Origin of the sequence: Coprococcus sp. RTP31081st1_H1_RTP31081_211007, assembly GCF_040227275.1 — a bacterium.
GTDB lineage: Bacteria > Bacillota > Clostridia > Lachnospirales > Lachnospiraceae > Coprococcus > Coprococcus aceti.
Window position 1 is genome coordinate 69,762 of record NZ_JBEHVP010000003.1, and the last position, 20,686, is coordinate 90,447.

Annotated in this window: 18 protein-coding genes and 1 pseudogene; 9 read left to right on the forward strand and 10 right to left on the reverse strand. The window is 46.8% G+C overall.

Annotated features, from left to right (window positions below; genetic code table 11):
• Window positions 1–36 precede the first annotated feature (36 nt).
• The 6 genes from ABUA31_RS06825 to ABUA31_RS06850 all read right to left on the reverse strand — a co-directional run bounded on the left by ABUA31_RS06825 (window position 37) and on the right by ABUA31_RS06850 (window position 5,595).
• Window positions 37–1,527: a spore germination protein gene (locus ABUA31_RS06825; RefSeq protein ID WP_118649543.1), complete on the reverse strand. Its 1,491-nt coding sequence runs from the start codon at window positions 1,525–1,527 to the stop codon at window positions 37–39.
• A gap of 151 nt (window positions 1,528–1,678) precedes the next feature.
• Window positions 1,679–2,350 (reverse strand): GntR family transcriptional regulator, encoded by a 672-nt coding sequence (locus ABUA31_RS06830; protein WP_055145831.1) that lies wholly within the window; start codon window positions 2,348–2,350, stop codon window positions 1,679–1,681.
• Window positions 2,350–3,231 carry a 4-(cytidine 5'-diphospho)-2-C-methyl-D-erythritol kinase gene (gene ispE / locus ABUA31_RS06835; protein ID WP_349818655.1) on the reverse strand — a complete coding sequence of 294 codons (882 nt, stop codon included), beginning with the start codon at window positions 3,229–3,231 and terminating at the stop codon, window positions 2,350–2,352. Before ispE ends, ABUA31_RS06830 begins: the two co-directional genes overlap by 1 nt.
• 8 nt (window positions 3,232–3,239) lie before the next feature.
• Window positions 3,240–3,842 carry a flavin reductase family protein gene (locus ABUA31_RS06840; RefSeq protein WP_349818656.1) on the reverse strand — a complete coding sequence of 201 codons (603 nt, stop codon included), beginning with the start codon at window positions 3,840–3,842 and terminating at the stop codon, window positions 3,240–3,242.
• A gap of 283 nt (window positions 3,843–4,125) precedes the next feature.
• Entirely contained in the window at window positions 4,126–4,602 is a 477-nt protein-coding gene (locus tag ABUA31_RS06845) for a DUF4358 domain-containing protein (protein WP_055272042.1), read from the reverse strand.
• A 15-nt stretch (window positions 4,603–4,617) separates the two neighbouring features.
• Window positions 4,618–5,595 (reverse strand): SGNH/GDSL hydrolase family protein, encoded by a 978-nt coding sequence (locus ABUA31_RS06850; protein WP_055272041.1) that lies wholly within the window; start codon window positions 5,593–5,595, stop codon window positions 4,618–4,620.
• A 218-nt stretch (window positions 5,596–5,813) separates the two neighbouring features.
• Here ABUA31_RS06850 and ABUA31_RS06855 point away from each other — a divergent pair, with 218 nt between their 5' ends.
• The 7 genes and pseudogenes from ABUA31_RS06855 (at window position 5,814) to ABUA31_RS06885 (ending at window position 13,425) form a co-directional block, all read left to right on the forward strand.
• On the forward strand, window positions 5,814–6,818 hold the full coding sequence (locus tag ABUA31_RS06855) for an aldose 1-epimerase (protein WP_055222344.1): 1,005 nt from the start codon (window positions 5,814–5,816) through the stop codon (window positions 6,816–6,818).
• Window positions 6,819–6,952: 134 nt separating this feature from the next.
• The gene (locus tag ABUA31_RS06860; protein ID WP_055272040.1) at window positions 6,953–9,154 is read left to right on the forward strand and encodes an InlB B-repeat-containing protein; all 2,202 of its coding nucleotides are present in this window, start codon (window positions 6,953–6,955) and stop codon (window positions 9,152–9,154) included.
• Between the two features lie 277 nt (window positions 9,155–9,431).
• Window positions 9,432–10,142, forward strand: a complete 711-nt coding sequence (locus tag ABUA31_RS06865; RefSeq protein ID WP_349818657.1) for a substrate-binding domain-containing protein — start codon at window positions 9,432–9,434, stop codon at window positions 10,140–10,142.
• Window positions 10,143–10,203: 61 nt separating this feature from the next.
• Entirely contained in the window at window positions 10,204–11,058 is an 855-nt protein-coding gene (gene cysT / locus ABUA31_RS06870; protein ID WP_349818658.1) for a sulfate ABC transporter permease subunit CysT, read from the forward strand.
• 14 nt (window positions 11,059–11,072) lie between these two features.
• Complete coding sequence (gene cysW / locus ABUA31_RS06875) at window positions 11,073–11,897, forward strand: sulfate ABC transporter permease subunit CysW (RefSeq protein WP_349818659.1); 825 nt, start codon at window positions 11,073–11,075, stop codon at window positions 11,895–11,897.
• A 1-nt stretch (window position 11,898) separates the two neighbouring features.
• Window positions 11,899–12,459 (forward strand): annotated as a pseudogene (locus tag ABUA31_RS06880) (sulfate/molybdate ABC transporter ATP-binding protein); the annotation flags it as partial.
• Window positions 12,460–12,471: 12 nt separating this feature from the next.
• Window positions 12,472–13,425 (forward strand): LacI family DNA-binding transcriptional regulator, encoded by a 954-nt coding sequence (locus ABUA31_RS06885; protein WP_172682084.1) that lies wholly within the window; start codon window positions 12,472–12,474, stop codon window positions 13,423–13,425.
• A 93-nt stretch (window positions 13,426–13,518) separates the two neighbouring features.
• Here the strand turns inward: ABUA31_RS06885 and ABUA31_RS06890 are convergent, their stop codons facing one another.
• Window positions 13,519–14,151, reverse strand: a complete 633-nt coding sequence (locus ABUA31_RS06890) for a hypothetical protein (protein WP_015534475.1) — start codon at window positions 14,149–14,151, stop codon at window positions 13,519–13,521.
• A 270-nt stretch (window positions 14,152–14,421) separates the two neighbouring features.
• Between ABUA31_RS06890 and ABUA31_RS06895 the strand changes: the two genes are divergently transcribed.
• On the forward strand, window positions 14,422–16,905 hold the full coding sequence (locus ABUA31_RS06895) for a glycoside hydrolase family 94 protein (protein WP_055145855.1): 2,484 nt from the start codon (window positions 14,422–14,424) through the stop codon (window positions 16,903–16,905).
• 198 nt (window positions 16,906–17,103) lie between these two features.
• Here ABUA31_RS06895 and ABUA31_RS06900 read toward each other — a convergent pair whose 3' ends face one another.
• The gene (locus tag ABUA31_RS06900; protein WP_055145858.1) at window positions 17,104–17,865 is read right to left on the reverse strand and encodes a M23 family metallopeptidase; all 762 of its coding nucleotides are present in this window, start codon (window positions 17,863–17,865) and stop codon (window positions 17,104–17,106) included.
• A gap of 83 nt (window positions 17,866–17,948) precedes the next feature.
• A complete protein-coding gene (locus tag ABUA31_RS06905; RefSeq protein WP_242849697.1) occupies window positions 17,949–18,899 on the reverse strand; it encodes a SpoIID/LytB domain-containing protein in 951 nt (316 codons plus the stop codon).
• Window positions 18,900–19,160: 261 nt separating this feature from the next.
• Between ABUA31_RS06905 and ABUA31_RS06910 the strand changes: the two genes are divergently transcribed.
• Window positions 19,161–19,376 (forward strand): cold-shock protein, encoded by a 216-nt coding sequence (locus ABUA31_RS06910; protein WP_015534471.1) that lies wholly within the window; start codon window positions 19,161–19,163, stop codon window positions 19,374–19,376.
• A gap of 107 nt (window positions 19,377–19,483) precedes the next feature.
• Here the strand turns inward: ABUA31_RS06910 and ABUA31_RS06915 are convergent, their stop codons facing one another.
• Window positions 19,484–20,560: a glycoside hydrolase family 5 protein gene (locus ABUA31_RS06915; RefSeq protein ID WP_055145864.1), complete on the reverse strand. Its 1,077-nt coding sequence runs from the start codon at window positions 20,558–20,560 to the stop codon at window positions 19,484–19,486.
• Window positions 20,561–20,686: the final 126 nt, after the last annotated feature.

Sequence of the window (20,686 nt, forward strand, 5' to 3'; positions counted from 1 at the left end):
AGGCAGGAAACGTCACATTATATTTATCATTCATATCTATTTTCTCTTTCTGACCAACCTGCGCCGCTCATCAGGATTGCTCCATTTAGGTCTGTTGATCATTTTCTTTATAGGCGCGCGGACAACAAAGTCCTTATATCCCTCGCCAGTGTATCCACAGGTCACGACAGGTGACATATACGGCACGCCAAAGCTGTCCAGGGATGCAAGATGAAACACGAGAACCAGCATCGCAAGGATAAATCCAAGTATCCCATAAAGTGCGCTGGTGATTATAATTACGAACTTAAGCAATCTGAAAACAGACGCAAACGCCTCATTCGGAATGGCAAATGAAGCTATAGCCGTGAGTGCCACAACTATCACAACCATGGTGCTGACTATCCCCGCCTCCACGGCTGACTGACCAACTATCAGACCGCCAACCACTCCTATCGTATTTCCAAGCTGGCTCGGCAGTCGTATCCCGGCCTCCCGGAGCAATTCAAACAAAAGCTCCATTATCAGCACTTCAACTACAACGGGGAACGATAGCTGGCTTCTCGCATCGGCTATCGCATACAGAAGCTTGTCGGGTATCAGCTCCCTGTGATAACAGGTGATCGCAATATAAAGTCCCGGCAGTCCCACCGCAATGAACGCTGCCACATACCTTATCATTCTGGCAAATGTCGCCACCGGCCATCTGTTATAATAATCGTCCGCCGTCTGAAACAGAGTGTTGATGGTGGCTGGAGCAATTATGACCTCAGGGGAATTGTCAAACACAACGACAACCCTGCCCTCCACCAGAGCCGCGGCCGCCTTGTCAGGTCTTGTGGTCGCCTGGTATATCGGAAATATCTCCTGCCATTTCTTCTCCATCAGATGTTCAGCCATACCGCTGTCAAACACCGCATCTATCTCATACTTATCGATGGTGTCCCTTATCTGCTGTACCAGCTCAGGCTCCGCTATATCTTCCATATAGAATATCCCGTACTCTGTTCTGGATCTGACGCCCATTGTCCCCTGTTCCAGCTTCAGATGTACGTCCTTGATCCTTCTCCTTATCAGAGCTGTGGATGTCCTAAAGTTCTCATTGAAGCTGTCCCTCGGCCCTCTCATTCCTCCCTCGGTGGAGCTTTCCTCTATACCTCTCACAGGGAAATGTTTCGATGACACTACTATTGCCTGATTGCTCCCGGATACAAATATAGCCGTATCCCCCCTGAGAACCGCCCTGACAACGTTGTCCATGTCACTTTCCTGGGTATAATCCGCCGTCTGACCCTCGCAGGAGATTATATGCTCCCACAGATCTGCCGTGTCTTTATTCCGCCATTCCCAGGTTATTGGTTTTATTAATGTGTTCTCAATCAACTCATGATCGCACAGTCCATCTATATACACCACGTATATTGCCGGATCATCTCCCCAGGCACAGCGATCCAGATCAAACCTTCGCTCCACGATATCGCTCCAGTTACCGAACATTGTCTCAATTTGTGTGATGTTTTCGTCTATTTTTTTACTGATTGAAGCCATCGTCCGCCGTAAACACCTCCAACATACCGTTTATCTTCTGTAATCTATCTTGTCCAACGGATGAGTTTTTATTCAGACATACACGTAAAAAGGCGGAACACGTTTTCACGCATTCCGCCTCTTATACAGGTATTTATTATTATGCATATTGTTATTTCTGTGCTTTGACAACATTTGTGATCACGATCTGTTCCTGATCGTATATATGTATACGGGTTATCTCCTTGGCTTTCTCTTCATCCCTGGCTATTATCGCATTCATGAGAGCCTCATGCTCCGCTATAAGCTTGTCGTGATAGCTGAAATCCTTTACATACTCCACGCGGTATCTGTACACCTGCTCACGAAGACTCTGGGACATGCTGATCAGTCTCGGATTGTTCGTCATGTCCATTATAGTATTGTGAAATGCAACATCCGCATCTACTATCTCCGGGATTATCTTGGAGCTTACTGCTTTCTTGAAGTCGGCATAGGACTGCTTCAACCGCTCTTTTCCCTCGTCGTCTATCCTTTTGCAGGCAAGCCCTGCCGCAAGATCCTCAAGCGCCATCCTGATCTCAAGCGCATCGCTCAGATCCTTTGTCGTTATCCTGGCAACCTCTGCTCCCCTTCTCGGGATCATGACCACAAGCCCTTCAAGCTCAAGCATTCTCATGGCCTCCCTGACAGGGGTACGGCTTACGCCAAGCCTCTTCGCAAGAGTGACCTCCATAAGTCTCTCCCCCGGCTCAAACTCACCGTGAACTATAGCATTCCTCAAAGTCTTAAACACTACCTCTCGAAGAGGCAGGTACTCATCCATATTCAATCTAAGATCCATCACATACCTCTTCTTATGTTATACGGGGTGACGGCATACGCAGCCTGTATCTCGTCCTTTTCACGCAGCATATCTACTACCCTTTGTGCCAGTTCTTTATCCCTGTTGTCATATATTCCGAACACTGTCGGCCCACTGCCACTCATGAGCACTCCCATGGAGTCGTTCTCCGCTATGAGATTCTTGACTGAATCTATCACAGGATTTGCAGGTATCGTAACCGTCTCGAGCACATTTGCCATTCTGTCTGTTATTCCCTTCAGATCTCCGGTCTTGAGTGCATCCACCATGCCATCGATATCTGGATGCTCCTCCAGCAGATCCACCTTCAGGTTCTGGTATACCCATTTTGTGGACACTCCGATCGCCGGCTTCGCTATGACGATCAGGCAGTCCGGCATAGGTGGAAGTGGTGTAAGGATCTCTCCTATTCCCTCCGAGAGTGCCGTACCCTGCATGATACAGTAAGGCACATCTGCGCCGAGCTTCACTCCATGTTCCATGAGCTGTTCATCGGAAAGGTTCAGTCCAAACAGCATATTCATCGCCTTGAGGGCTGCCGCTGCATCAGCGCTTCCCCCTGCCATTCCGGCTGCAACCGGTATGTGTTTATCCACGGTTACATGAACACCCTTGTCTATTCCATATATATCCTTCATCATCCGGCACGCCTTGTATATGATGTTATCCTTCACATCCGGCAGCTCCGCCGAATCCGATGTTATAACGATCTCGTCTGTGGTGACATCGCAAAATGTCAGTTCATCCCACAGATCGACCGTCTGCATGATCATTTTCACCTCATGATATCCATCCTCGCGTCTCCTGACCACGTCGAGACCGAGGTTTATCTTTCCATATGCCTTTAATGATATTTCCATTTTCTCTCCTATCCGTGACATTTCCCCTGCAGCTTTTCAGCCTGCGACCACTTTTTTCTAACAGAATATCCAAATTTGCCGAGTTTGTCGCCAAGTGCAAAATACTCTCCATGTGAATATGCGACAAGTCCCGTGCTGTTGAGGTTGAATTTGCCGGTCTTATCCATGTATTCATCACTTATCTGGACTCCGACCACCTCAGCGATAAACATGTGGTGGGATCCAAGCTCAACTACCTGCTTTACCTTGCACTCTACGTTCACCGGACTCTCCTCTATAGCCGGGCATGACACATTCACGCCGTCACATGCATGGAGGTTCATCTCCTTGAATTTATCCACGTCTCTTCCTGATTTCACACCACAATAATCAGTTGCAAATGCCAGTTTCTCGGTGACGAGATTTATGGTAAATTCTCCTGTCTCCTTGATTATGTCGTAGGAATATCTCTCCGGACGCACCGATATGGACACCATTGCAGGATCGCTGCATATGGTACCGGCCCACGCTATCGTCACTATGTTTGGCTTCTCTCCCGGTCTCTGGCAGCTCACCATAACTGCCGGAACCGGATACAACATATTTCCTGGTTTCCAATTCTGTTTTGCCATGTCTATACCTCTTTCTCTATTGACCTTCAACTCATTTTCAGCCACTTTCAGTCACTGTGGCGCAACGCACCACAGTGCTGATATCTCAAGCTGTCAATTGTTCGTATTTTGTATATTGTATACATTATACATAATAATACATGCCAGTGCATAAAATTACAACCGCATACAGCGCTCTTTATTTATCTTATTTTATTGACAGCGGATTTATTACTATAATATGAATGATCTGTCCCGGTGTTACACAAGGAAATGCAGACAAAAAAAATGATCACCCGGAAGATCATTCCAGATAATCACTTATTATTCCCTGTGCCGTTTCGCTGTCATCGGACACCATGTATACCACAAATGTATCATGCACATACAGAACCGCATCATCAAGTCTGGCGGCCTCCGACGATTTGTAATCAAGGTACATCCGCAACTGTGAGTCGCGTCTTTTCTTCATGTCCGCCAGTATGCCCTGGGCATCGACCGTTGACGACGCCTGAAATACTGCGAGCTCCTCGGCGGTGGCTCCCGTTGACATGTACACTGCACTGTCCTGCACCTGAACGCTGTCTATACCATAATATCTGAGCGCCGTCTCAGAGGAGACCTCCTCCACGGAATCCTCAAACTTCACGTTCTGCATGAGCATATCAGCCAGAGAGTGCACATCCGGCATATCTGCCTCGTCGTCTCCATTTCCTGCGCATCCCGCAAGCGAACAGATCACCAGACAGCATGCAAACAAATATATTATTCTTTTTATCATATGCCTCCGTCTCCACTATCTTCTGACATACACGTTCTTTCTGATGTAGTCCATCATCTTGAGACAATATTTCTTATTACAATGTTTTCCATCTATTCCCGCATCCTCCGGCAGAACACCATCCACAGACACGCTGTGAGCCACATCGAGATAGATCACCTGATCGTAGCTGCCACACATCTCCTGCATGAGAGAATTGAGCTTGTCCACACCCGGGTTGTTATACACCTGGTCTTTTGATGAAAGCTCCGCCGATACAGGAAGTACTGACATCACATATACATTTGCCGCAGGCTGTAACTGGGAGATCTGATCCAGTAAAGTCTTGTAGGCCAACATGTACCGCTCGTTATACCACGAAAGCTCCTCAAGCCCAAATGAAATGTATATATTCTCATAGCTCTTCATGCCAAGCATCTCGACAACCGTACACTGTTCTCCTGAATCGCAGGTGAACATCTTGGTATTAGCGACCTTCTCTATGTCCAGATTCTTCGCCACACACATATCCCAGTTGTCTACACCGCTGTACAGTCCCAGCGCCTCGGCTCTGGAATCACCTATGAGCAGAGATGTCGAGAAATACTGGTCATCCGTGGCATTCGCCGGCATGTATATATTGCTGTCATATTTGTCCGCTCCCTTGCCGCTCACATCAGGGTTGGTGTAATTGACAAATTGTACATACTGACCATTTCGCTGATCCGGAATGGCCGCATCCTCCGCAGTTGCCAGATACTGCTGTGCAGCCCCCTCCGTGTCACTGTATGACATATCCTGACTGCTGCTCTCACTTATATCTGCCGATGTTCCGCTCTCAGGCTGGAACTCCTCCTGGCCGTTCACATTCTTTTTCAGGTTGCCCTGTCCAAGCGCAAATATCATTATGACTGCGACGACCACTCCTATTCCGCTCTCGACGAGTTTCATTCTGCGGTGATGCCGCTGTCTGTATATCTTTTTTCTATAATCAGTGTTATTATTCTTAGTCACCTTCGACCTCCGAATTAACTAACTTTCATGTCTTTCGCAAAATATCCTATGATAGTATAGCAATTAATGATAAAATAATCAAGAACGCCGCGTTTTGTGAACCTCATTGTTGCCATACAATTTTTTCCGTGTTACTATTTCACATAGGAAAGTTCAATGTTTTTGCGGATTTCAGCATACAACTCAAACACAACATATTTATAGAAGAGGAGAACACGATGAACACTACAGCACGTACAATAGACTACAAGGGCGAGACTTGTATTGAACTTATATCAGGCGATTACCGTGCACTGATCGCACCATTTAACGGGAGCAACATTATGAAGATGGAGAACACAGCTCTGGATATTGATATATTCAGGAACGATCCTTCCCTGACTCCTGCACAGCTCAAAGCAGCAGCAGAGATCTACGGAATGCCTACCCTGTATCTCCCTAACAGACTGTCACACGGCAACTTAAGAACCTCCGATGCCATGTATCATTTCCCATGCAATGATCCTCTCGGCAACCATCTCCACGGTTTCCTTCATCTCAGAAACCACAGCATAGAGAGCGTGTCAGTGGATGGAGACAAGGCCATCGGCAAGACTTCATATGTATATGATGAGAAGGATGAGTTTTTCACTACATACCCTGTGAGCTTTAGAGCAGACTTCACATTCACTCTTGCTCCGGACGGTATGCACTACGAGTTCACACTCACCAACCTCTCCGACAAGCAGATGCCATACGGCGTATGTAACCACGTTGCATTCAAGGGGCCTTTCACAAGCACAGGAAAGGGCGAGGATGTACGTCTCTGTGTACCTGTTGGAGACAAATGGGAGCTTGATGAGCACGCTATCCCTACAGAGAAGAACCTTCCTATAACAGATTACGATCTCCAGTACAAGAACGGAACCATGGTACCTGTTCTGAAGGACATCGACAACGATCTCTACACAGCGGAGATGAACGAGCTGGACGGCAAGCCTTTCTACGGAGTATACGCAACTGATGTTGCCACAGGCAAGAAGGTCTGCTATGAGGTTGACGACACAATGAAGTTCTGGATCATGTGGAACGATCACGGCGACAAGGGTTACTTCTGTCCTGAGCCAATGAGCTGGAATATTGACGCTCCAAATCTCTCAGGAGCACCGGAGATCACAGGCTACACAGAGCTTGCTCCAGGCGAGTCCAAGACAGTAAAAGAAAGAATATTCACAATGGCATAAAACATGACATTTTCTATGGAACGGTCTCTCGGCGGAGGCCGTTCTTTCATATTATTAATTTTTCCCCTGTCTCGTTGTTTTTCTCCCCCCAGTATAATAAAATTATTATAATACCATATGCAAGGAGGGATTCTATGAAAAAAATACTTAGATTTTTACTGGTTTTCGCGGCAATGTTCTGTATGACATGCTTCACAGCATTTGCAGAAGATACCGACGATCCAGACACATACTATCTGGAGTTGGATGCAGCAGGAGGACAGTTATCAGGGGAGACTTCCACTGTGATAAGCAGCCCATCAGCAGAATTTACGACTGTTGACCTGTCAAAGTACAAGCCGGAGAAAGACGGCTTTACATTCACAGGATGGTACAATGACAAGACAAAGGTCACCAGCATTGACACATCATACTTCCAGTCTACAAACCGTATAAAGCTGACAGCGATGTACACCAAGGACAGCTTCTCCGGTTCAGGGCTCACCTTCACACTGAATGCAAATGGAGGCAAGCTCGGAGATGCGGACAGCGGAACATATGACTTTGATGTAGCAGGATCAGGATATGGCGTGGCACTGAACGACTACCCACCGACCCGTGAGGGCTATGAGTTCAAGGGCTGGAACACGAAGTCCGACGGATCAGGCAAGACCGTGAACATCATATACACCTCTTCCTTTGAGAAGGCGGCAGATAACGGATATGAGTATTCCGATACTGATGACTCATCGGCTAAAAGAAACCTGGTATTTTATGCGATGTGGAAATCAGACTCTGCTCCTACAGGCACCATCAGCATGGGCGATAAGAACTGGAACGGTCTCCAGGATGTATCATCATTTGAGCAGTATTACAACAAGACCCAGAAGGTTACCATCACCTGTGACAACAACTCCGACCCTTCCATCACAGTCGGCTACCTGATAAGCGACTCAGCTCTGTCATCGGACGATCTGGGTGCAGCAACATTTACCGAGTATAAGAAAGCATTTTCCATAAAGGACGAGGGCAAATATGTTGTATACGCAAAGCTTTCATCAGAGGACGGCAAAACAACATACTTATCCACAGATGGCTTCATCATCGACACACACGCGCCAAAGGTCACAGGAATCGCCGACGGAGAGACTTACTGCCTGTCAGCCGTGATGACCGTGAAGGAATCCCATCTGGCAAAGGTCACAGTGAACGGCGAGGAGAAATCCCTTGACGACGATCACTCACTTGCTCTGGAAGCCACAGATGGTGAGCAGACCATCATCGTATCCGACAAGGCGGGAAATGAAACCAAATTGACTGTAACAGTAAACAAGAAACACACCGCAGAAACCGACGACGGTGACTGCACGACACCTCAGAAATGCCGCTACTGCGGTGAGATCGTCGTAGAGGGCAAGAGCAGCCACGACCTCGGCAACTGGACAAGTGATGGCAACGGCAAAACCCATTCCCGCAAGTGCAAGAACAAGGGCTGTGGATATAAGGTCATCCAGGACTGCTCCGGCGGAACCGCAACCTGCCAGAAGAAGGCAGTGTGCTCTGTGTGCGGCAAGAGCTACGGCAAACTCAGCACAACGAACCACACAGACCTTAAGAAGACTGATTATGTAGCAGCAACCACCTCCAGCAAGGGCAATATAGAATACTGGTATTGCTCAGCCTGCAAGAAATATTTCAGCAACAAGGGCTGTACAAAGGAGATAAGCAAGGCTGACACAGTCATCGACAAGGCAGCACCCGAGATTATCGGCGGCAAGGGAAGCAAATGGAGCAAGGCCAGCAAGAACACTATCAAGTTCAGATCGAACGCTGAGTACGCTGACTTTGTCTGTGTCCTCATAGATGACAAGGAACTTGACCCTTCATATTACAACAAGAAAGAGGGAAGCATCATAATCGAGCTCAAGACGAGCTATCTTGAATCCCTCTCGGTCGGAAGCCACACCATAACCATCAGATCCAAGACCGGAGATGCTGTGACAACATTTACAGTGTCCAAGAAGGAGACTTCCACAACCACACAGACAACTACCAGAGCCACAACCGAGGCGACAACGGCAAGTACGACCGAGGTCACCACAGAGTATAGAAATACATTTACCCCTGTGACGACCGAGGCGACCACAACTGAGATATCCACGATAGAGCGTACCACAACCGAGACGACCACTGAGGTCACAACAGAAAAGAGCACACTCACCGTGGGCAGCTACGCTTCCACTGATAAGAGTAAGAGTAAGGTACATAACCTTCAGCTCATAATCCTTATAACAGTGCTTGCGACCATTCTAGTCTCGTTTGTGATAATCATAATTTCAGGTATGAAGAAGAAATAATACCGAAAAGTTCAATAAGGCAGCACGTCAGGACAACCTGACGTGCTGTTTTTCTATGTTTTTCCATGTGACAACGTTTTCACTTAAAATAACGTTTTTATCTGTTTTTACCCACATCCCACACTCAATCCAGCCATATATAGTTTCATTTTTATGCATAGATTGTGCATGTGACAACGTTTTCACTCTTTTCTTTTGATTTCCAGCATTTACAAGCATATATTGCATACATACCCGATATGAAAACGGGAAATTAAAGAAAGAGAGGAAGAAGATTATGAAGAAACAATTGGCAACATTACTCGCAGTCACAGCACTTGGAATTGGAGTTCTGTCAGGATGCGGTGTGAGCGCAGCATCTAACTCAACCGGCAGCTCATCTGACTCAGCGGGCGCTATTGAGATAACGAACGTATCCTACGACCCAACCAGAGAGCTATACGCAGCGTACAACGATTTATTTGCAAAGCACTGGAAAGAGGAAAAGGGACAGGACGTATCAGTTGTTCAGTCACACGGTGGTTCAGGAAAGCAGGCGCTTGAGGTGGCAAATGGACTTCAGGCCGATGTGCTTCTCGCATGGGAGAACGAGGCGTTCCTCTCACTGGATGAGCATCCTGGTGAGTACGAGATCGTGGTTCCTTCCGTATCTATACTGTGCCAGCCTACAGTCTCAGTAGTCGACGAGGTGGTTGACAAGAGAGGCATAAGGGATGTCGCAACCGAATATCTGAACTACCTGTATTCCGACGAGGCACAGAAGCTGGAGGCAGAGTGGTACTACAGACCATCAGATCAGGATATCCTGAAGCAGTTCGAATATCAGGGACAGAGCAACACCATATCGGAGCTGCCACAGGACGGCAAATGGATCATAACAAATGTTGACCTCACAGACATATCACACTTCGGAGGATGGACAGAGGCCAGCAAAAAGCATTTCGCGGACGGAGGGCTCTTTGACTCCATATACGAGGAAAAGAATTAATTTGAAATGGCAGTCTGGCGGGAAATCCAGATAATACATACAGGAAAGGAATGACTGAGACATGACACATCAGCACACACACGCAAAAAAGAAAAGCAAAAGCATCATACCAGGATTCGGCCTGTCCTTCGGAATAGTAATGGCAATCCTCGGAATCATAGTGGTGATTCCCCTGTGCTCTCTGGTGGTATTCTCAGCCAGACTGTCACTATCCGAATTCTGGCAGACCATCACCAGACCGAGAGTTCTGTCAAGCTACGCCGTGAGCCTGTCCACTGCATTTATCGCATCACTGATAAATGCGGTGATGGGGCTCATCCTTGCGTGGGTTCTTGTCAGATACAAATTCCCGGGAAAGAGAATCATGGACGGCATCATCGAGCTGCCATTTGCCCTTCCCACAGCGGTTGCAGGCATAGCTCTCACCCATCTCACGGTACAGAACGGCTGGGTAGGAAGGATATTTGCCAGATTCGGTATAGATATCGCGTATACACGGATAGGTATAACCATAGCTTTGGTGTTCATTGGAATACCATTCGTCGTGAGAAGTGTCCAGCCAGTTCTCGAAAAGGTTGACAGGGAATACGAGGAAGCAGCCGCCATGTTCGGAGCCTCCCGTATCCAGATATTCTTCCGTGTCATCCTGCCCGAGATACTTCCGGCACTGATCGCAGGTTTCACCATGGCATTTGCCAGAAGCCTGGGGGAATACGGAAGCGTCGTGTTCATAGCGGGCAACACTCCATATGAGACTGAGATAACCCCTCTGCTCATCATGTCAGAGCTGCAGGAATACGACTACGCAAGTGCAACCTCGATAGCACTTGTGATGCTTGCGATAGCATTTGTCATACTGCTTGTCAACGCATTTATCCAGAGCCGCACATCAAGAATAGTCAGCGGCATAGACTGAAGGGAGGTAACAACATGAACATAAGAAACGACCGTGGCATAATCAAATGGCTCCTCATCGGTCTGTGCGCCATATTCCTCATCGTGGCACTTGTGCTCCCACTGGTGTATGTCATAGTGACGGCACTCCGGGACGGATGGAATGAGTATGTCACCGCCATATCCGACACCTACGCAGTGAAGTCAATACTTCTCACCTTGAAGGTCGTGGTCATCACGGTGGTGGTCAACACAATTTTCGGACTTTATGCCGCGTGGCTCATAACCAAATTCACCTTCCGGGGCAAAAAGATCATATCAACGCTCATCGATCTGCCGCTTACCATATCCCCGATCATCGCGGGCCTTATATTCGTACTTACATTTGGCAGGCAGAGCTTCCTGTATCCATACCTTGAAAAGCTCGGGATACAGATCATATTCGCGGTTCCGGGGATCGTCCTGGCTACTATATTTGTAACATTTCCTTTCATATCAAGGGAGATCATACCGGTTCTCACAGCGGCGGGCAACGATGAGGAGGAAGCTGCAGTCCTCATGGGAGCAAATGGATTCCAGATATTCTCACAGATCACACTCCCCCACATACGCTGGGCTCTGCTGTACGGAATTGTACTGTGCTCCGCAAGGGCCATGGGTGAATTTGGAGCTGTGTCAGTTCTCTCGGGACATCTCAGAGGACTCACCAACACCATGCCACTCTATATCGAACTGCTGTACCAGGCATTTGACTTCACAGGAGCCTTTGCCATGTCGTCCATACTGGTCATCATGGCAGTCATCATACTGATACTTAGAAACATACTTGAACACAGAGGAAATAAAGAGGGAGGTATATGATATGAATACACCTACAGATACACATTCATACGTAGAGCTCAGAAACATCAATAAAACATTTGGAGATTACAGGGCATCCGATGATGTCAGCTTCTCCATTGAGAAAGGAAAGCTCATCGGACTTCTGGGTCCAAGTGGAAGCGGCAAGACCACTATCCTCCGCATACTTGCAGGACTCGAGGCCGCGGACTCAGGGGACATATACATAGATGGCAAAAAAGTAAATGACATTCCCGCCAGCAAGAGGGAGATTGGCTTCGTATTCCAGAATTACGCGCTGTTCAGATACAAGACAGTGTATGACAATATCGCATTTGGAATGAAGATACAGAAATACCCAAAGTCAGAGATCCGCGACAGAGTAACGGAGCTGATAGAACTGGTTGGACTGAAGGGCCTTGAGAAACGATACCCAAGGCAGTTGTCGGGAGGCCAGCGTCAGAGGGTCGCATTTGCCAGAGCTCTTGCCACCCAGCCACAGCTCCTGCTTCTCGATGAGCCATTTGCCGCTATAGATGCAAAGGTCAGAAAGGAGCTCCGCGCATGGCTCAGGGATAAGATCTGGAACGCAGCTATGAAGCTCAACTACACGCCAAACCAGTCTGCCCGCCAGCTCAAGAATGGAAAAGGCGCGACTGTGGAGAAGACCTACTATATAAATGTGCTCATGACCAGAATGGACTCTGCCACGTCGGACCCATTCTTTACAGAACTGCTGCATGTCATAGAGAGTGAGATCCACAAGAACGGATGCATCCTGTCCAAGGTATGGTATCGGTCCATCTTCTCCGACGACAGGAGATGCAGGTATGAGAACGTGGATTCTGTAATCCGCAGGATGTGCGAGGAAGCGGATGGCCACAACGACGGACTTATTGTCATCGGAAAATGCAACCGCGCAGCCCTGAAGAAGCTCAGCCAGTGCTATCGCAGCACAGTGTATGTCAACAGGGATTCTGCAAACGGCGAGGTGGATGAGGTCATCTGCAACGGTAGCCAGATTGCCAGAACAGCGGTTGAATACCTCATATCTCTTGGACATGAGAATATCGGATATGTGGGAAACTGCAATAACGAGGCCCGCTACAAAGGATATCTTGAAACTCTTCACGATCATGGACTTGATATCGACACGGACTACGTCATCAACACAAAGCTCAGCGAGGTTGAAGGATTTGAGGCCATGGAACACTTCATGAAGTCCGACAAGAGCCCAACCGGAATATACTGTGCCAATGACATAACGGCCATAGGGATGCTGAAGTACCTTGCCAAATGCAAGAACAGGTATTACACTCCTTCCATCATATCCAGCGACGGTATCGAGGAAGCCCAGTACACAACTCCGATGCTGACCACAGTGGAGATCTCCAAGACGGACATGGGGCATTTCGCCCTGCAGCTTCTAATGGACAGACTCAAGGGCGGTCACAAGGGAGTCACAAGAATTGAGCTCCAGTGCAAGCTCATCAAGAGAGATAGCTGCACACTGGCAGAAGACAGCAAATGGTGCGAATATTACATTTAATATCCGCACCATTTGTCGTCTGTTCATGTATCCATGTCCATATATTCAGTTTCTGTATTCAATATCTGTATCCAGCAATTATCCTTCTCGTGACTACTCTGTCGTATCATCTGTAGTCGTATCTCCCGTAGTCATAACTGTTCCGCCGAGATACCACTCTCCATCCTTCTCATAACAAATGATATCCATGTCCAGATCATACGGTGAAGTCTGACCCTGGAATGTCATCATTATCTTTCCGGTAACCGGAATGACATAACCCTTTGATATACCTGCTTCCTTCTGGGTCTTTCCATATACAGTGCTGCTGACTGCCGCCAGATCGCTGGACTCTGCCACATGCCCATCACCCATGGTATAGCTGACTGTATATTCTATATTATTTTCCTTATAAGTCTGGAACACAGTGACCAGATCCTTTGACGAATCGCTGTCTATGGTATCAGGATCCATAACACTCTCCACCTTGTCAAGATCCGCTTCCTCAAGGCCCTCCATGTAGGTCTTTATCAGATCCTCGCTCTCTGATTTTCCGGTCATATTTTTTCTGACAACTATGTATATCACCACTACTATCACTGCTAACACGATCGCACCAAGTGCTATAAACAGCTTCTTTTTGCCTTCTTTTCTGCTCTCCTCCATAAGCTGTATATCACGCTCGTCCAGCTCCATATCATCCATTCCGCTTCCGCCTACATAATTCTTAGTTTCATTTTTTCCCATAGTAAATAACTCCTATACTGTTTTGATATTACACAGTATAACACAGCATAAGCATCAATTAATTACTCAAATACAGGAATTAATACATTTAGTAATTGTGCAATTTTCACTATAACTTTGTTGTGTTTTAAAGTCTTTTATTATATAATCAGAGTGTATGGCTGACTTTAAGGGAGAATTTAGCACAAGTCGATACAAAAGCGGCTTCAGGGGGGCTGGCATAGCCATCTGGAAGCCTTCACAAAACATTGGAAGGAAGGTATATGCTACATGAAATTTGGTTATTTTGATGATGCCAACAAGGAGTATGTCATCACATCTCCTAGAACTCCTTATCCTTGGATCAACTACCTTGGAACACAGGATTTCTTTTCACTGATCTCCAACACTGCAGGAGGTTACAGCTTCTACAAGGACGCTCGTCTTCGTAGAATCACAAGATATCGTTATAACAACGTGCCTATAGATATGGGCGGACGTTATTTCTATATCAACGACAATGGTACAATATGGAATCCGGGATGGTCACCGGTAAAGACAGAGCTTGACGAGTATCAGTGCCGTCATGGTATGGGATATACAATCATCACAGGTAAGAAGAATGACCTTAAGGCTGAGGTTACTTTCTTTGTTCCTCAGAACTACGCTGGAGAGGTTCAGCAGGTCGTTCTTACAAATGAAGGCTCAGAGGAGAAGACATTCTCATTCTTCTCATTTGAGGAGTGGTGTCTCTGGGATGCACAGGATGACTGCACCAACTTCCAGAGAAACTTCAGTACAGGTCGTGTAGAGGTTGTCGGATCAACTATCTACCACAAGACAGAGTACAGAGACAGACGTGACCACTTCGCATTCTACACAGTGAATGACGAGATCGATGGTTACGATACAGACAGAGATTCATTCATCGGACTTTACAACGGCTTCCACAACCCACAGGCTGTTGAGGCTGGCAAGTCAAATGATTCATTTGCTGATGGATGGTCGCCTATCGCTTCACACTACAAGAAGATCACTCTTGCTCCAGGCGAAACAAAGACTCTTGTATTTATACTTGGATATGTTGAGATGCCTGTTGACCAGAAGTTCGAGGCAGACGGCAAGACTATCAATAAGGTAAAGGCTCTCGAGATGATCGAGAAGTACAACACTCCTGAGAAGGTTGCTGCAGGTCTTGAGGAGCTCAAGGAGCACTGGAACAGACTGTTGAGCATTCTCAACGTTAACACACCTGATGACAAAGTTAACCGTATGGTCAACATCTGGAATCAGTATCAGTGTATGGTTACATTCAACCTTTCACGTTCAGCTTCATACTTCGAGTCAGGTATCGGCCGTGGTATGGGATTCCGTGATTCCAACCAGGATGTGCTTGGATTTGTTCATCAGATCCCTGATCGTGCAAGAGAGAGAATCATCGATATAGCTTCAACACAGTTCCCAGACGGTGGATGCTACCATCAGTACCAGCCACTTACCAAGAAGGGTAACGCAGATATCGGTGGAGACTTCTCAGATGATCCATTATGGCTGATCCTTTCAGTTTCAGCTTATATCAAGGAGACTGGCGACTGGGGCATCCTTGACGAGATGGTTCCATATGACAACGATATGTCAATTGCAAAGCCTATGCTTGACCACCTCAAGGTTTCATTCTACAAGATCGTGAACAACCTTGGACCACACGGACTTCCACTTGCAATGAGAGCTGACTGGAACGATTGTATCAACCTTTCATGCTTCTCAGATACACCAGGTGAGAGCTTCCAGACATACACCAACCCTAAGTTCGCTGCTGAGGGTGGATACTCAAAGGTTGCTGAGTCAGTTATGGTTGCTACACTCTTCACATATGCAGGTCCTAACTACGTTGCTATCCTTAAGCACCTTGGAATGGACGCTGAGGCTGATGCTGCTCAGGCTGAGATCGACAAGATGAAGGCCAACATCATGGAGTCAGCATGGGACGGCGACTGGTTCCTCAGAGCTTACGATGCAAACGGTGAGAAGATGGGATCCAAGGAGTGCGAGGAAGGTCAGATCTTCATCGAGCCACAGGGATTCGCTATCATGTCAGACATCGGTAAGGATCAGGGCTGCGACAAGAAGACTCTTGCTGCAATCGATGAGAGACTTAATACACAGCACGGACTTGTACTCAACAACCCAGCATTTACAAAGTATTACATCCAGTATGGTGAGATTTCTACATACCCAGGTGGATACAAGGAGAATGCCGGAATCTTCACACATAACAATGCATGGATCATCTGTGCTGCTGCTTACGCAGGTGCCGGTGATCAGGCATTTAAGTACTACTCAGAGATAGCTCCAGCTTTCACTGAGGAGACATCAGATATACACAAGACTGAGCCATATGTATACGGCCAGATGATCGGTGGTAAGGATGCCGGATCTGATATTGGCAAGCCGGGCAACCACTTCGGTCAGGGTAAGAACTCATGGCTGACTGGTACTGCTGCTTGGAACATGGTAGCTATATCACAGTACATCCTTGGTATCTCAGCAGACTTCGATGGTCTGAAGATCGATCCATCAATTCCTGCTGCATGGGATGGAATGACAGCTACACGTCAGTTCCGTGGTGCTACATACGACATCAAGGTTTCTAACCCAGATCACATCAACAAGGGCGTTAAGAGCGTACTCGTTGATGGCAACGCTATCGAGGGCAACGTTATCCCAGCATTTGGCGATGGCAAGACTCACTCAGTAGAGGTTGTAATGGGCTAATATAGACCGTGGATTATAAAGCACATTTAAGAAAATATACGTAAGTATATAGTGCAAAAACCCCACAATATCTATTTTAGATATTGTGGGGCTCTTTTGTTTATATGGCCTATCTTCTTCATCCCGCCACGGGATTGTCGCCAAACGCTGTGTTGTCCTCGTAAAAGATACAAATTAGCAACCTGTCCAACCCTACCTCTACTGTATAAGCAGCATCGGATCCACAGGATTGCCGTCCTTCTCGACTGCAAAATAGAGATTGCTTCCTTCCTCGCTGTAGAATCTGCTTGGCTCGCCAACGGTTCCCACTACCTGGCCGGCATCCAGATGCTCGCCAAGTGCAACCTTCACATCCTGAAGCTGTCCAAGTGTCACGGTGTAGCCGTCTCCAAGCTCAAGCTTGACGTAATTGCCCAGCTCTGGGTTGCTTGAGACCTCCGCTACCTTACTCTCATATACAGCCTTGACCTCATCGCCCGTCTGCGCCTCAATTACCATTGCAGGGCTGCACTTGTATTCCTTGAGTGTCTCAAAATACACTGTCGTATCCATGCTGTAAGGAATTATCACATTGCCATTTATAGGCCATGATATGCTATCCTTTGGATCGTAATGCAGGCTGTCATTTGAAACTCCTGAAGCTCCAGTCTCAGCACTCTCACTCTCCGCTGTGGATGCAGTGGAATTCTCTATGGTATTATCCGTCTCAATATCTTTCTGCTCTGATGTACCTTCATCCGACACTCCGCTGTTCTTATCATTTTTCTTATCGTTCAAAGCTTCCTTCGCATCGGCTTCCGTCGTACTGTCATTCGGCGTATTCTGTCCTATTGTTATGGTCTTCTCCTTTGAATTGGTCTGTGCGTTATAAAGTCCGAGCACTGTCACAAGCACTGCCATGCCTGTGATGAGCGAGATATAAAATATATTCTTCTTTATGCCGCCCAAAAATTTCTTCATATTCATCACCTCATCTGTATCATGTCCACTTATTGGCACTTATATACAGATGATTTGAATGTGTAAATATTTTTTATCAACCTTTATTTTGCAATCTCTATTCCAGTATAATAATACCTGAGGATCTGATCATACTTCTCTCCATTTTCCGCCAATACAGACGCCCCATACAGTGACATTCCCAGAGAATCTCCAACGCCCACCGTTATGATCCTGTATCCATCCTTAACCTTATCTATGTGTATATTCGTCGAGGCAAGTCCCAGTTGTTCTTTGAAAACATCAGCCTCCAGCTCGCTCCCAAATACATTTATGGTCTGTGCAAATCCAGATTCTGTGGCTGTCATAACCTTGACCTCATCCGTCATATTGTCAGCGTCTATCCATTTTCTGAATATCTTCTGAAGCCTGTCCCCGCTGTATATCTCAGTGGTCGAAAAGTCCTCCGCCATCTGATCCACATCACTTGCCACCTGCCTGAGATACGGTATGTCATGCCCATATATTTCCTGTGCACTCACAGTATGCCCTGTACTTATCATATGATACGCCGGAAGTATTACCTCTCCACCGTATTTCATAACCTGTCCACCGGTCGCATACACCGCCTTCTCCGCCCTTCTCATTATCCCGGAACACTCGCCTCCCCATTTCTTCTTGAGCTGCGATTCCGTATATCTTATCTCCCGGAGCTGGGACTCATTTATAAGATTCTTTGTCTGCCCCTGTGTGGCGGAATTTCTGTCATTTTCATCCATCTGGTAATAGATTCCGGTCCTAACCACAACTGCGACCGCCTTGAGCATTTCATCGCTCCATTTGTCACTCATCATTCCCGCCAGCGTCGATGCTGTATACTCTTCCACATCCACGAGGGAATACTCCCCATTATCATAAATACACACATTGCGTCCGCTTTTTGCCAATCCGTCAGTGTTATCTCCCCCAACCGCCTTGTCGTATATTCCTGATATTATGTAAGCAAGTGCCATAGCACACGCAATCCCTATAATGATCGTCTTTGCATTCCTCATTTCACCCTCCCGCATTTTTATACCTCTTATATATATATCGTTTTTACACTGCTCATATACCCTTTTTACTGAGAAATCTTAACGCAAATTTTAGTCGTATCGTTTATTGACAAATGCAACATGACATAATATGATAATAGCGTATTCAAGATTAACGGTTCGATTGCTATATAAGGTAAGCTTTTCTTTGGAGTATTCTCTATAAGGTATATTGTAGTGTTTTCATTGAGTACAAATTTTCATTTTTAGGAGGTACTCGTGATGAAGAACGGTACAGTTAAGTGGTTCAACGGAGAAAAGGGTTATGGATTCATCTCAGATGATGAGACAGGAAAGGACGTATTTGTTCATTTTTCAGCAATCAACTCTGATGGATATAAGACTCTTAACGAGGGACAGAAGGTTACATTTGACGTAGAGGCTGATCCTAAGGACGCTTCTAAGGAGAGAGCAACTAACGTAACAGTTGTAGCTTAATTCACATATAACCATTAACACAAGAACAGGCGCTATACAGATCTTTGATCTATATAGCGCCTGTTTTTTATTGCTTGTTAATATCACGGTTTCCTCACGGCTTCCCGTTACGCCCTGCTTCCGAGAGCCTTCTTGCGGGCTCTGTATTTCGCTCTGATATAACGGCCTGCCTCAGACAGTTCACTCGTCTTCCACCGGCTCGTCTTGCTCGTCCACGATGCCAGGAGGGATGCCGATTCATTCTTGTTGCTGAGACTCCAGCAGAAATAGCTGACATTCGCCTTGTTGAGTCTGGTCAGCCATTTGCCGGTGTAGGCTTTGCTTATGCCTCCATCGCCGCTTGCCGCGGACATTCCGAACTCTGTGACTATGACCGCTATCCCCTTCTTCCTTGCGTATGCAAGCTTCGCAGGAAGATACCGGTTGTGGCTCCACTCATTTGCATAAAAATGGAGTGAGTACATTATATTCTTGTAGCCCTTGATAGGGTTATCCGCAACCTCATTGTGTGTGCCATCCGAACCGAGCTGGGACCATGTCGGCGTTCCCACTACGATGATCGCCTTCTTGTCATACTTTCTTATGACCTTTATGACCTGGGACGCATATCGCTTGACGGTCTTCCAGTCGCAGCCATTTGGCTCATTGCATATCTCATAAATGATATTTTTCTGTTTCTTATACTTCTTCGCCATAGTTGCAAAGAATCTTCTTGCCTCTGCAACCTGTGTCATAGGATTCCCGTCGTTGAGTATGTGCCAGTCGATGATCACATACATGCCGAGGTCGGTCGCATATTTCACGCCCTTGTATATCTGATTTCGAAGTGCCGCTTTGCTGCCGCCTGCGCAATAGCCGTTGTATTCAGATGTATACATGGCAAGTCTTACCGCATTAACTCCCCAGTCGTCTCTCAGAGTCTTGAACGCCGCCTTGTTCACATAAGGATATCCCACATCCCAGTTGATACCGTGTGTGCTGATTCCCCTGAGCTGGAATTTCTTGCCTTTGGCATCCACCAGATCTGCCCCCTTCACAGACAGTCTTCCATGTGTCGCCACCGGCGTCTTTACCTTCGTAGCTGCAAATGCATCACAGTTCGGCTGTACTGCAACCGCTGTAAATATCATTGCAAATGCGAGCAGCAGAGCCGTGAGTCTGTGTCTCAATTTTCTACCTTTCATATGTTTATAACCCCCTTTTCATCACAACGTAACATATATATCTATCATAACATAGGCGCGGATGTATTAACAGATGCAAAATAAAAACGGACACCATACGATCCTTACCATATGATGTCCGTCCTT